Annotated in this window: 6 protein-coding genes; 1 reads left to right on the plus strand and 5 read right to left on the minus strand. The window is 57.4% G+C overall.

The window, feature by feature from the left end:
* On the minus strand, positions 1-4449 hold the full coding sequence (gene gltB, locus QV747_RS11800) for a glutamate synthase large subunit (RefSeq protein ID WP_028450300.1): 4449 nt from the start codon (positions 4447-4449) through the stop codon (positions 1-3).
* Positions 4450-4755: 306 nt separating this feature from the next.
* On the opposite strand from gltB, the gene QV747_RS11805 reads away from it, so the two are divergent.
* Positions 4756-5361 carry a DUF1003 domain-containing protein gene (locus QV747_RS11805; protein ID WP_273431309.1) on the plus strand — a complete coding sequence of 202 codons (606 nt, stop codon included), beginning with the start codon at positions 4756-4758 and terminating at the stop codon, positions 5359-5361.
* Here the strand turns inward: QV747_RS11805 and QV747_RS11810 are convergent.
* From QV747_RS11810 to hemF, 4 genes are all read right to left on the minus strand, one after another.
* On the minus strand, positions 5342-5893 hold the full coding sequence (locus tag QV747_RS11810; protein WP_273431307.1) for a hypothetical protein: 552 nt from the start codon (positions 5891-5893) through the stop codon (positions 5342-5344). The two genes, QV747_RS11805 and QV747_RS11810, sit on opposite strands and share 20 nt — an antisense overlap.
* A 150-nt stretch (positions 5894-6043) precedes the next feature.
* Positions 6044-7507: a glutamate synthase subunit beta gene (locus tag QV747_RS11815; RefSeq protein ID WP_273431305.1), complete on the minus strand. Its 1464-nt coding sequence runs from the start codon at positions 7505-7507 to the stop codon at positions 6044-6046.
* Positions 7507-12159, minus strand: coding sequence for a glutamate synthase-related protein (locus tag QV747_RS11820; RefSeq protein WP_273431303.1), 4653 nt, complete (start codon positions 12157-12159; stop codon positions 7507-7509). Before QV747_RS11820 ends, QV747_RS11815 begins: the two co-directional genes overlap by 1 nt.
* Positions 12160-12339: 180 nt before the next feature.
* Positions 12340-13290, minus strand: a complete 951-nt coding sequence (gene hemF / locus QV747_RS11825) for an oxygen-dependent coproporphyrinogen oxidase (RefSeq protein ID WP_273431301.1) — start codon at positions 13288-13290, stop codon at positions 12340-12342.
* Positions 13291-13455 lie beyond the last annotated feature (165 nt).

Here is a 13455-nt window from a genome sequence, read left to right on the forward strand (position 1 = left end):
TTAGTCTTTCAACAGCGCATCCAGCTTGGCGACTTTCGGTTTCACCAGCCAGAAGTAATCCACGGCTTCATCGAAGTTGGCCAGCAGCTCGGCCGCTTTCGCCGAACCAGTCAGCTCTGCGTGCGCCTTGATCTTGTCTTTCAGGAAGGCTCGGATCGCGCCGTACGCTTCGCCATTGATCAGATTGGTATCGATCAGCTCGTTGTTGTAGCGATAAGCAAACTTCATGTTTGGATCGTAAACCAGCGCAAAACCGCCCGTCATACCCGCGCCGAAGTTGTAGCCGGTTTCACCCAGTACCACCACGCAACCGCCGGTCATGTATTCACAACCGTGATCACCCACGCCTTCGACCACGGCGGTAGCACCCGAGTTGCGTACTGCGAAACGCTCGCCAGCCATACCAGCAGCAAACAGCTCACCACCGGTGGCGCCGTACAGACATGTATTACCAACGATGGTGGCTTCATGCGACGCAAAATCGCTGCCTTTCGGTGGGTAGATCACTACTTTGCCGCCGTTCATGCCTTTGCCCACGTAATCGTTGGCATCGCCTTCCAGTTCCAGCGTCAGGCCTTTCGAGTTCCACACCCCCAGCGACTGACCGGCCGAGCCGTTCAGCTTGATGTGCAGCGCGCCATCGGCCAAACCTGCTGCGCCGTGGGCTTTAGCGATCTCGCCAGACAGACGGGCACCGATCGAGCGGTGGATATTGCGCACATTGTATTCAAAGCGCTGACGGGTGCCGGCTTTGATACCCGCCAAGGCATCACGCACCATTTCTTCCGCCAACTCGCCTTTATCGAAAGACGGGTTGCTGGCTTCAACGCAGAAGCGTGGCTCGCTTTCTGGCGTGCTGCCTTGGCTCAAGAGGGCGCTCAGGGCGAGTTTTTTCTGTTTCTCGGTGGCGCCATCGATCAGTTCCAGCAGCTCGGTGCGACCCACCAGATCTTCAAATTTGCGGATACCCAGTGATGCCATCAGCTCACGGGTTTCTTGCGCGATGAAGGTAAAGTAGTTCACCACCATTTCTGGCAGGCCGATGAAGTACTTGCTACGCAGTTTGATTTCTTGCGTGGCTACGCCGGTTGCGCAGTTGTTCAAGTGACAAATCCGCAGGAATTTACAACCCAGCGCCACCATTGGGCCAGTACCAAAGCCGAAGCTCTCTGCACCCATGATTGCGGCTTTCACCACGTCCAGACCGGTTTTCAGACCGCCATCCGCCTGCACGCGTACACGGCCACGCAGACCATTGGCACGCAATACTTGCTGTGCTTCGGTCAGACCCAACTCGAACGGCGAACCTGCGTATTTAACTGATGCCAGAGGCGAAGCAGCAGTGCCACCGTCGTAACCAGAAATCGTGATCAAGTCAGCGTAGGCTTTGGCTACACCCGCAGCAATCGTACCCACGCCTGGTTCTGCCACCAGTTTCACCGATACCAGCGCTTCAGGGTTAACCTGTTTCAAGTCGAAAATCAGCTGCGCCAAATCTTCGATCGAGTAAATATCGTGGTGCGGTGGTGGAGAAATCAGGCTGATGCCTGGTTTGCTGTGACGCAGTTTTGCGATCAGTGGCGATACTTTATCGCCCGGCAGCTGGCCACCTTCACCCGGCTTGGCACCTTGGGCGACTTTAATCTGCAGCACTTCAGCATTCACGAGGTAATGCGGTGTAACACCGAAACGACCTGAGGCCACCTGCTTGATTTTCGACATTTTCGGCGTGCCGTAGCGAGCTTCATCCTCACCACCTTCACCCGAGTTCGAGCGCGCGCCCAAACGGTGCATGCCTTCGGCCAAGGCTTCGTGCGCTTCTGGGCTCAAAGCACCCAAAGACATACCCGCAGAGTCAAAGCGCTTCACGATGCTTTCCAGCGGCTCAACTTCGTCGAGGCTAATGGCTTTGGCTGGATCCAGTTTCAGCGCCATCAGGTCACGCAGCATGGCGACTGGGCGTTTGTTCACCAGTTCAGCGTATTGCTTGTAGGCTTTGTAGTCGCCGTTTTGCACGGCCTTTTGCAGCGCCATCACCACGTCTGGGTTGTAGGCGTGGTATTCCTCGCCAAATACATACTTCAGCAGACCTCCCTGCGCCAGTGGACGCATCGGGTTGAAGGCCAGCTTGTTCAGTTTGGCCAGATCTTCTTGGAAGTCAGCAAAGCCGGCACCAGAGATACGAGAAACCGTGCCGGTCAGGCACAGGTCGATCACTTCTTCACCAATCCCCACGCCTTCAAACAGCTGTGAGCCGCGATAAGAGGCGATGGTCGAAATACCCATCTTCGACAGGATCTTCATCAGACCCTTGTTGATCCCTTTGCGGAAGTTATTGGCGGCTTTTTCCAGCGAATGCTCGATTTGGCCCAGCTCGATCAATTCTTTGATCGTTTGGTAAGCCAGATACGGCACGACGGCCGTCGCACCGTAACCGATCAGACACGCAAAGTGGTGCGGGTCGCGAGTGGTTGCGGTTTCAGCAATGATATTGGTTTTGCAGCGCAGGCCAGCGTTGATCAGCGCATGGTGCACGGCGCCCACGGCAAACAGCGCCGGAATCGGCAGACGGCCTTTGGCGATGTTCTTGTCGGACAGCACCACAATCACGGTGCCGTCGTTGCGCACGCTCGCCAATACATCGGCTTGCAATTGCTCAACTGCGGCTTTCAGCGTGGTGCTCGCGCCATCAAAGCTCAGATCAAAGCGGGCAGCTTTGAAGTCGGCATCGGCTTGCGACACGATAGCGTCGAATTTGTCGGTCGACAGCACCGGTGAAGTAACTTCCAAACGCTTAGCGTGGCTTGGGCCGTCTTCAAACAGATTGCGCTCGGGGCCGAAACAGGTGTTCAGCGACATCACGATCGCTTCGCGAATCGGATCGATCGGTGGGTTGGTGACCTGCGCAAATTGCTGGCGCAGGTAATCAAATGGTGAGCGCACTTTCTGGCTCAACACTGCCATCGGGGTGTCATCACCCATCGAGCCAATGGCTTCCTGACCATCCGAGGCCAGTACGCGCAGAATCTGGTCGCGCTCTTCAAACGTCAGCTGGAATTGTTTTTGGTAGGTCAACAGCGTTGCCTTATCCATTTCTTCCAGTGGTTTGTTGTCTTCGGCCATTTCCAGATGAATGGCGTGTTCTTTCAGCCATGCGCGGTAAGGTTGCGCGCCTTTCAAGCCGTTATCGATGGTTTCGGTATCGATAAACTCGCCGGTTTTCAGGTTCACCGCCACGATCTGACCCGGTTTAACGCGACCTTTTTTGGCCACTTCTTCCGGTTTGTAACCCCATACACCGATTTCTGAGGCGATGGTGATATGGCGATCTTTGGTGATCACATAACGTGCTGGGCGCAGGCCATTACGGTCAAGTGCACAACCGGCGTAGTCGCCAGCGGCCCAAACAATACCGGCTGGGCCATCCCATGGTTCCATGTGCAGCGAGTTGTATTCGTAGAACGCACGCAGATCACGGTCGTTCGAATCCACGTTTTGCCAAGCCGGTGGCACCAGCAGGCGGAAGGCGCGGAAGACATCTACGCCGCCCAGCACCAGGCTTTCCAGCATATTATCCAGACTCATCGAGTCTGAACCATTGGTTTGAACGATAGGGCGGATCGCATCCATGTCCAGCTGTTCGCTGTGCATGATGGCTTCACGCGCTTTGGCCCAGGCGCGGTTTCCGGTCAGGGTATTGATCTCGCCGTTGTGCGCGAGAAAACGGAATGGCTGCGCCAGTTTCCATTGTGGCCAGGTATTAGTCGAGAAACGCTGGTGATATACCGCCAGGCTCGAGGCAAAACGCTCGTCTTTCAGATCGAGGTAGAACACTGGCAGATTATCGGGGGTAACCAAACCCTTGTACGACAGCACGTACGGATTCAGGGTTGGGATGTAAAAATCTTTGTCGTTGGCGTTGGCTTTTTCGGCAATACGGCGGGCTTGGTACAGCTTGCGGGCAAAGTCGAGTTCGGACAGACCGGCTGGGGCGTTCACGAAAATCTGTTTGATCGAAGGCAATGAGGCCATTGCGGCTTCACCCAGCGCATCCAGATTCACAGGTACGTCACGAATGCCGGCTACACTCAGGCCCTGGCCTTCGACTGCGGCTTGCAGATTCGCCAGCGACTGAGCACAGGTATCTTTATCCAAGCCAGCAAATACGAGGCCGGCAGTGAATTGCTCCGCCAGGGTATAGCCATTGTCGGCGGCCACGGCTTGCAAAAAGCCAGTGGGTTTGCGGAACAACAGACCGCAGCCATCGCCAGACTTGCCATCGGCCGCCACGGCGCCGCGGTGGGTCAAACAGGCCAGAGAATTAATCGCAGTCGATACCAGCCAATGCGACGGTTTATCATCCATCTGCGCGATCAAACCGAAGCCGCAGCTATCTTGCTCGAACTGCGGGCGGTACAGCGTGCCTTCCAACCAGCTTTGTCTATCCATCACAACGGAACCCTTAAGCCAAAAAAACAAACGCACTAGGGATTGACCCTAGTCAAGAGAAAGGGCTTGATTCTAGCTTTTAAGGGTGCTAAACGCAACCCAAACCAATTGGCACTGGACAATCGGGAAAAACCCTGAAACTACGCCATCTGGGTATTTTTCACTTTGTCAGCCTGAATTCAAATCCGATTCAAGCCCTCGTCAATTGCCCACGGCTGCTGCCGGCAAAATGAACAAAGCTTAAGCTGCCGGCGAGGCAAAACTTCGTACACTAAGCGCCCACACCTTTTCCCGCCGGAGACCATCATGCGTCAAGATGATCATCAGCTGCGCTTTCTGGCCGAGCATTTGCTGAACTCGGGGTTTAAAGACATCGGCGAGCGCGAACGCAATGCCCTGCTGCGCATTTCGCGCCGCCTGCAAGCCAATCGGGGGGATGAGCGTATCCCGGTCGAAGGGGTGACCTTTGGCGAGCGACTAGCCGACCGGGTGGCCGAATTCGGCGGCTCGTGGACTTTTATCCTGCTCTTTGCCTCTTTTTTGCTCGGCTGGGCGGTACTGAATACCGACATCCTGCGTGCGCAGGCTTTCGATCCCTACCCGTATGTGTTTTTAAATCTGATTTTGTCGATGCTGGCCGCGATTCAGGCGCCGATCATCATGATGTCGCAAAACCGCCAAGCCGCCCGCGATCGGCTCACCATGCTGCGCGATTTTGAGGTCAATCTGAAAGCCGAAGCTACGCTGCAATCGCTAAATCAGCGGGTAGATCATCTTAGCTGGCAAATCCTGGCCGATCTGCACGAACTAAAAGCGCAAGGCAAATCCAGCGCGGTGGGCGCCCCCGCCATGCCAGATAGCGTCGCAGCGGCCCAACCCAAGCAGGATGAGCTTAAGCCGAGCGCGGCTTAGTGGGCTTACCGGCTGGCGCCGGCGCGGCGGCCCCTTCCTTGTTACTACGCGGGCGAACGGTCAGCGTTTTCTTCGCCTCGGTGGCTGGCTGTTCGCCAGCAGCTGCGGGGGCGCCCTTCATTTGCGCAGCCTTCGCCTGTCTGGCCCTAGGCGAACCCGTCAGCCGCGCTGGCACCGGCCGCGCAGCAGCAGCGGTCGCTGACCCCGCCAAGCCACGCTGATGCGCCGCATCGCTGCGCTCAATCGCTATTGCGATCAGATAATGCACCAAATCCCGATCATGGCCGATCACCGCCACACAAGCCTGGCGCAACCGCTCGATCAACTTGGGCTCTGGTGAGTCGATCACCCGTTTGTAGCGGTTGTATTTAAACTGAGCATCCCCGACGATGGCTTCCAGTTGGCGCAGGCGCTCAGGCTGATTATGCCGCAGGCGATACAGCTTACTTTTGGCCGCCACTTTACGCTCATGGTCGGGCCGCAAAATCACCAGCCAATCGGCGGGCGCGGCAGGGGTGGCTTGATCGCTCATGCTGAACTCCAGTGCAAAACAGGTAATCGTTCATTATACGGTGCGCCGCCAAGGGCGGCCGCGCAAAAAATAAGCCAGCGCAAGGCTGGCTTATTTAAGGGGTATTGCTCGGCAAGCTAGATAAAAAGCTACCGCGCAACAGATACCCACTTAGCGTGGCAAATTACTCGCCCCCATCAGGTAAGCATCCACTTCACGCGCCGCCTGCCGGCCTTCGCGGATGGCCCACACCACCAAGGATTGACCACGGCGCATATCGCCGGCGGCAAAGACTTTATCGACGCTAGTTCGGTAACAGCCTTGACCATCTGTGCTGGCTTTGGCGTTGCCACGTGCGTCTTTCTCCACGCCAAACGCATCCAAAATACTAGCAATCGGATTGGTAAAGCCCATGGCCAGAAAGACCAGATCGGCCGGGATATCAAACTCGCTGCCGGCCACCACTTCGGGCTTACCACTGGCCCAATCCAGCTTGACCAGTTTCACGGCTTTGACCTGGCCATTCTCGCCCACGAAGCCTTGGGTTTGCACCGCAAAATCACGGCTCACCCCTTCTTCGTGACTGCTCGACGTCCGCAGTTTCACCGGCCAATACGGCCATACCAGGGGTTTGTCTTCGCTTTCGGGCGGCATAGGCATCAGCTCTAACTGAGTCACGCTGGTGGCGCCATGGCGATTACTGGTGCCAACACAATCGCTACCGGTATCGCCACCACCAATCACCACCACATGCTTACCTGCGGCATTGATCGGGTTAGCTGCGCCACCTGCCACTTGCTTGTTTTGCGCAATCAGCAGTTCGAGCGCGTAGTGAATCCCCTTGAGCTCACGGCCGGCCACCGGCAAATCACGCGGCACTTCGGCGCCCCCGGCCAGAATCACCGCATCAAACTCAGCATTGAGCTCAGCAGGCGTCACTACGGTAGTAGCATCATTGACAATCCCGGCGGGTATATCGCCAGAGCCAACAACAGTATTGGTTTTGAAGACAATACCCTCAGCCGCCAGCTGCGCCAACCGGCGATCAATCACATCCTGCCCAAGCTTGAAATCCGGAATGCCGTAGCGCAGCAAACCACCGGCTTGGTCATTTTTTTCAAACACGGTGACCGCATGCCCCACCCGCGCCAGCTGCTGCGCGGCGGCGAGGCCCGCCGGGCCAGAACCGACGATGGCGACTTTTTTACCAGTGGCCTGCGCCGCCGGTTGCGGCACGATCCAGCCGTTTTCCCAGCCTTTGTCGATAATGGCGCGTTCGATCGATTTAATCCCCACCGGCTCGGCATTAATGCCCAAAGTACAGGCGGCCTCGCACGGCGCCGGGCAGACCCGGCCGGTGAATTCGGGGAAATTGTTCGTCGAATGCAGCACGGAGAGCGCATTTTGCCAATCTTGCCGATACACCAGATCGTTAAAATCCGGGATCACATTATTGACCGGGCAACCGTTATTGCAGAACGGAATACCGCAATCCATACAACGCGCGCCTTGCAGCTTGGCTGCGGCATCATCAAGCGCCGGCACAAATTCGCGATAGTGCGTCAGGCGCTGCGCCACCGGCTCGTATGTTTCCTTGATGCGTTCAATTTCCAGAAAACCAGTCGGCTTACCCATTATGCGATCTCCTTCCGGGTGGCTTCTTCAAGTTTGGCGGCGGCCATTGCCTTCATTTCAGTCAGCGCGCGGCGATATTCGTTCGGGAAGACTTTGACAAAGGCGGCGCGAGCCTCGACCCAATTCGCCAAAATCTCGGCGGCACGCAGGCTACCGGTCAGGGCGGCGTGCTGCTCAATCAGGGCTTTCAGCTGGGCTTCGTCGGCCAGACCATTGTGGAATGGCTGGGCTTGCGCTTCGGCTGCCAGCACCGGCTCCAGCGCCACTTGCGCCATATTGCAACGGCTCGCAAATACGCCTTCTGGGTCGTAAACGTAGGCAACCCCGCCCGACATCCCGGCCGCAAAGTTGCGGCCCGTATTGCCCAGCACCACCACCGTGCCGCCGGTCATGTATTCGCAACCGTGATCGCCCACGCCTTCGACCACCGCGGTTGCGCCGGAATTGCGCACCGCAAAGCGCTCGCCGCCAACGCCGGCAAAGAACGCCTCACCGGCAATCGCGCCAAACAGCACGGTATTACCAACGATGATGTTTTCCCAGGTTTGACCCACAAAGCTAGCCGCCGGGCGAATCACAATCCGCCCGCCCGACAGGCCTTTGCCGACATAATCGTTGCCTTCACCGGTGAGTGTGATGGTAATGCCTCGCGCCAAAAACGCGCCAAAGCTTTGACCCGCCGTGCCTTGCAGGGCCACGCGCAGCGTGTCATCTGGCAAACCGGCGTGACCGTAACGGCGCGCCACTTCACCCGACAGCATGGCGCCCACAGTGCGGTTGATGTTTTTCACCGGCAAGCTGATTTGCGTGATTTCGCCACGCTCGAGCGCCGGCGCTGCTTGTTTAATCAACTCTTGGTCAAGCGCTTTAACCAAGCCGTGATCTTGCGTTTCTGCGTGTAGACGCGCCACTTCGGCTGGCATGCTTGGCTGATAGAAGATCTTGCTGAAATCCAGCCCTTTGGCCTTCCAGTGCTCGATCCCGGCTTGTTTGTCGAGCAAATCAGATCTGCCGATCAGCTCGTCAAACTTGCGAATACCCATCTGCGCCATGATCTGCCGCGCTTCTTCGGCTACGAAGAAGAAGTAATTCACCACATGCTCAGGCTGGCCTGAGAAGCGTTGGCGCAGTACAGGGTCTTGGGTTGCCACTCCGACTGGGCAGGTGTTGAGGTGACACTTGCGCATCATGATGCAACCCTCAACCACCAGCGGTGCAGTGGCAAAGCCGAATTCGTCGGCGCCGAGCAGCGCACCAATCACGACGTCACGGCCGGTTTTCATCTGGCCATCAACTTGCACGCGAATCCGGCCACGCAATTTATTCAGCACCAGCGTTTGCTGGGTTTCTGCCAAGCCCAATTCCCATGGGCCGCCCGCGTGTTTGATCGACGATTGTGGCGAAGCACCGGTACCACCGTCGTGACCCGCAATGACCAAGTGATCGGCTTTGGCTTTCGACACCCCCGCCGCCACGGTACCCACGCCGACTTCGGCAACCAGCTTGACGGAAATTGAGGCCACTGGATTGACGTTTTTCAGATCGTGAATCAGCTGCGCCAAATCTTCGATCGAGTAAATATCATGGTGCGGTGGCGGCGAAATCAGGCCCACGCCCGGCACCGAGTGCCGCAATTTACCGATGTATTCCGAAACCTTATGGCCAGGCAGCTGCCCACCCTCGCCCGGCTTGGCACCTTGCGCCATCTTGATCTGGATTTGATCGGCATTGACGAGGTATTCGGTCGTGACGCCAAAACGGCCCGACGCCACCTGCTTGATCGCCGAACGCAGGCTATCACCTTCTTTGAACGTATAGTCGCGCTCAATGCGGTTTTTGCCGATCACTTCTGATAGCGTTTGACCGGCTTTCAGCGGTTTGAAGCGCGTTGCATCCTCACCGCCTTCACCTGTATTTGATTTACCGCCAATGCGGTTCATCGCAATCGCTAGCGTTGAGTGCGCTTCGGTCGAGATGGAGCCCAGCGACATGGCTCCCGTCGCAAAGCGCTTCACGATTTCGGCGGCCGGCTCGACTTCTTCCAGCGGCACAGCAGCGCCCGCGGCTTTAATTTCGAACAGGCCGCGCAGCGTTAAGTGGCGTTTGCTTTGATCGTTGATCAGTGCGGCATATTCCTTGTAGGTGGAATATTGCCCCGAGCGGGTTGCATGTTGCAGCTTGGCAATCGCATCGGGCGTCCACAGGTGGTCTTCGCCGCGAATCCGGAAGGCATATTCACCGCCGGCGTCGAGCATATTGGCCAGCACGGGGTCGGAGCCAAAGGCGGCGGCATGCAGACGCACCGCTTCTTCAGCCACTTCAAATAGGCCAATGCCTTCGACATTGCTTGGTGTGCCGGTAAAGTATTTCTTCACAAAGGCTTTTTGCAAGCCAATGGCTTCAAAAATCTGCGCACCGGTGTACGACATATAGGTCGAAATACCCATTTTTGACATCACCTTCAGCAGGCCTTTGCCGACCGCTTTGATGAAGTTTTTCTGGTATTTCGCCGCGGTTTCGGCGTCGTTGCCGGCTAGATCCGCCAAAGTGGCCAAGGTCAGATAAGGGTGCACGGCTTCAGCGCCATAGCCACCCAGCAAGGCGAAGTGGTGCGTTTCGCGCGCTGAGCCAGTCTCAACCACCAAGCCGGTGCTCGTGCGCAGGCCACGCTTGACCAAATGCTGGTGCACCGCCGAAGTGGCCAGCAAGGCTGGAATCGCCACATGGTCTTGATCCATATTGCGATCAGACACGATCAGGATATTGGCGCCTGATTTCACCGCGTCTTCCGCTTCGGCCACCAAGGACGCCAAACGGGCTTCAACGCCAGCCTGCCCCCACGCAACCGGATAGCAAATATCCAGCTCATGCGAATAAAACTTGCCGCTGGTGTATTGGCCGATATGGCGGATTTTCTCCATCTCGGCGCTCGACAGAATAGGCTGCGCCACTTCCAGCCGGATCGGCGGGTTGATATCCGTAGTACCCAGCAGATTGGGTTTCGGGCCGATGAAGGACACCAGCGACATCACCATATCTTCGCGGATCGGGTCGATCGGCGGGTTGGTCACCTGCGCGAATAATTGCTTGAAGTAGTGATACAGCGGCTTATTTTTGCTCGAAAGCACCGGCAGCGCAGCGTCATTGCCCATCGAGCCAGTGGCTTCTTCGCCATTTTTGGCCATGGGTTCCAGCAGAAACTTAATGTCTTCCTGGGTAAAGCCAAACGCTTGCTGGGCATCGAGCAGGCTAGCTTTCGGGGCCACGGCCTGAGCGGCATCGGATTCGATTTCATCGAGCTTCACGCGGATTTTATCAATCCACTCGCGGTAAGGCTTGGCATTGGCCAGGCTGTCTTTGAGCTCTTTGTCATCAATAATGCGGCCTTGCTCCAGATCGATCAGGAACATCTTGCCCGGCTGCAGGCGCCATTTTTTATTGATGCGCTCATCCGCGATCGGCAATACGCCAGATTCAGATGCCATCACGACCAGATCGTCGTTGGTGACCAAATAGCGTGCAGGGCGCAGACCGTTACGATCAAGCGTGGCGCCAATCTGGCGACCATCGGTAAACGCCACTGCGGCGGGGCCATCCCATGGCTCCATCATTGCAGCGTGGTATTCGTAGAAGGCACGGCGTTTTTCGTCCATTTCGCCGTTCTTTTCCCACGCTTCAGGGATCATCATCATCATCGCTTGCGCGAGTGAATAGCCGCCCATCACCAAAAGTTCGAGCGCATTATCAAACGAGGCGGAATCCGATTGGCCCGGATAAATCAGCGGCCAGACTTTATCGAGGTCTTTACCGAGCACGGGCGAGCTAATGGCGCGCTCGCGCGCGCGAATCCAGTTCACATTGCCGCGCAGGGTGTTGATCTCGCCGTTGTGGGCGATATAACGGAATGGGTGCGCCAGATCCCAGGTCGGGAAAGTATTGGTCGAGAAGCGTTGATGCACCAAAGCCAGCGCCGAGATACAGGCGGGGTCTTGCAGATCGAGGTAATACTCGCCCACCTGATCCGCCAGCAGCAGGCCTTTGTAGTTAATTGTGCGCGCCGAGCAGGACGGAATGTAATACTCGCCGCCGTGTTTGAGTTTCAGCGCGCGAATGGCGTGCGAGGCACGTTTGCGGATGATGTACAGCTTGCGCTCGAGCGCATCGGTCACCAGTACATCGTTGCCGCGGCCGATAAACAGCTGGCGAATGACGGGTTCGCTCGCCTTCACCAGCGGCGACATTGGCATGTCGTGATTCACCGGCACATCGCGCCAGCCCAGTACGATTTGTTTCTCGGCGCGCACTGCGCGCTCGATTTCCTGCTCACAGGCCATCCGGGCAGCAGGCTCTTGCGGCAGAAAACACATCGCCACACCATAGTCGCCCTGCGGCGGCAACACGATACCCTGCCCCAGCATAGCCTTGCGATACAGCGCATCCGGGATCTGGATCAAGATACCCGCACCATCACCCGCCAGCGGGTCGGCACCCACGGCGCCGCGGTGATCGATATTCTTCAGGATGAGCAAGCCTTGCTCGATGATGCTATGGCTTTTCTGCCCTTTGATATGGGCCACAAAGCCCACGCCACAGGCGTCATGTTCATTCGCTGGGTCGTACATCCCCTGCGCTTCTGGTCGTTGTTCTAACATCCGCTGGTGTCCTCTCTGCTGGTCTGACTGCCACCCCACGGCGGCGTGCGTGCTACCTGCCACACTATCGTCAGTCGTCCAGCAGTTTGCCAGAAAGCGCCGGCGTCAATTAGGGAAATTCACGAAAATTTAATCCATGTCAGACCGACGCCGCACGATTCGCCCCAGCTGGGCCAGCGTTTAGGCCAGCCAGTCGCGCGCTGGCAGAAAATCGCTATACAGCGCGGCCTCTGGACTACCAGCGGCGGGCTGGTAGTCGTAGCGCCAGTTGGCTACCGGCGGCATCGACATCAAAATCGATTCGGTCCGCCCACCCGATTGCAGACCAAACAGGGTGCCGCGATCCCACACGAGGTTAAACTCTACATAGCGCCCCCGGCGATAGCCTTGCCAATCGCGCTCGCGCTGGCCGTATTCGCAGTCTTTGCGGCGCGCCACAATCGGCGCGTAGGCAGGCAAAAAGGCATCGCCCACTGCGCGCAGCAGGGCAAAACTCTCGGCAAAACCCAGCCGGGCAAAATCATCAAAGAAGATCCCGCCCACGCCGCGCGCTTCTTGCCGGTGTTTCAGGTAGAAGTAACGATCGCACCAAGACTTAAACTCCGGATATAGCTCCGCCCCAAACGGCGCCAGCGCAGCGGCGCAGGTTTGATGGAAATGCCGCGCATCATCCACATGGCCGTAATACGGGGTCAGATCCATCCCGCCGCCGAACCAGAATACCGGCGCATCCGCGCTACCGGCCGCCGGCTTGGCAATGAAAAAGCGCACATTCATATGCACAGTGGGGATATAAGGGTTGCGCGGGTGCAGCACCAGCGAGACGCCCATCGCCTCCCAAGCGCGGCCGGCTAGCTCAGGGCGATGCGCGCTGGCCGACGGTGGCAGCTGCGCCCCCATCACATGCGAGAAATTCACCCCGCCGCGCTCAAACACCTGCCCTTCTTCGATCAGCCGGCTAATCCCGCCGCCACCCTCGGCGCGCTCCCAGCTATCGGTGCGAAAACACAGGCCATCAATCGACTCCAGCGTGGCTACGATGTTTTGCTGCAGGGTAAGCAGATAATCTTTGACCGCCGCCAATTGCTGGCTGGACAGTGCGGCAGAATCAGGCTGGCTGGCGTGGGTCATGGGTAGCCGCTCCGGGCAAAAACGTGAATGCGCGCCATGATACGCTGTGGCCGCCTGCGACTCCACCCTACTCACCCCCACCCTGTATAGCCATACAACACAGAGGGGTATTTGCTCGCTGGGCTATACCCAGACAGGTCAATTTGCTTGCTCTTTTTAATGTTT

Source organism: uncultured Chitinibacter sp. (genome assembly GCF_945957625.1).
In the GTDB taxonomy this organism is placed as follows: Bacteria; Pseudomonadota; Gammaproteobacteria; order Burkholderiales; family Chitinibacteraceae; genus Chitinibacter; species Chitinibacter tainanensis.

Bases quoted from the DNA above. Each gene is read 5' to 3' on its own strand.
- QV747_RS11805 (WP_273431309.1), top strand. From the start codon at position 4,756: ATGCGTCAAGATGATCATCAGCTGCGCTTTCTGGCCGAGCATTTGCTG.
- QV747_RS11810 (WP_273431307.1), bottom strand. From the start codon at position 5,893: ATGAGCGATCAAGCCACCCCTGCCGCGCCCGCCGATTGGCTGGTGATT.
- QV747_RS11820 (WP_273431303.1), bottom strand. From the start codon at position 12,159: ATGTTAGAACAACGACCAGAAGCGCAGGGGATGTACGACCCAGCGAAT.
- gltB (WP_028450300.1), bottom strand. From the start codon at position 4,449: ATGGATAGACAAAGCTGGTTGGAAGGCACGCTGTACCGCCCGCAGTTC.
- QV747_RS11815 (WP_273431305.1), bottom strand. From the start codon at position 7,507: ATGGGTAAGCCGACTGGTTTTCTGGAAATTGAACGCATCAAGGAAACA.
- hemF (WP_273431301.1), bottom strand. From the start codon at position 13,290: ATGACCCACGCCAGCCAGCCTGATTCTGCCGCACTGTCCAGCCAGCAA.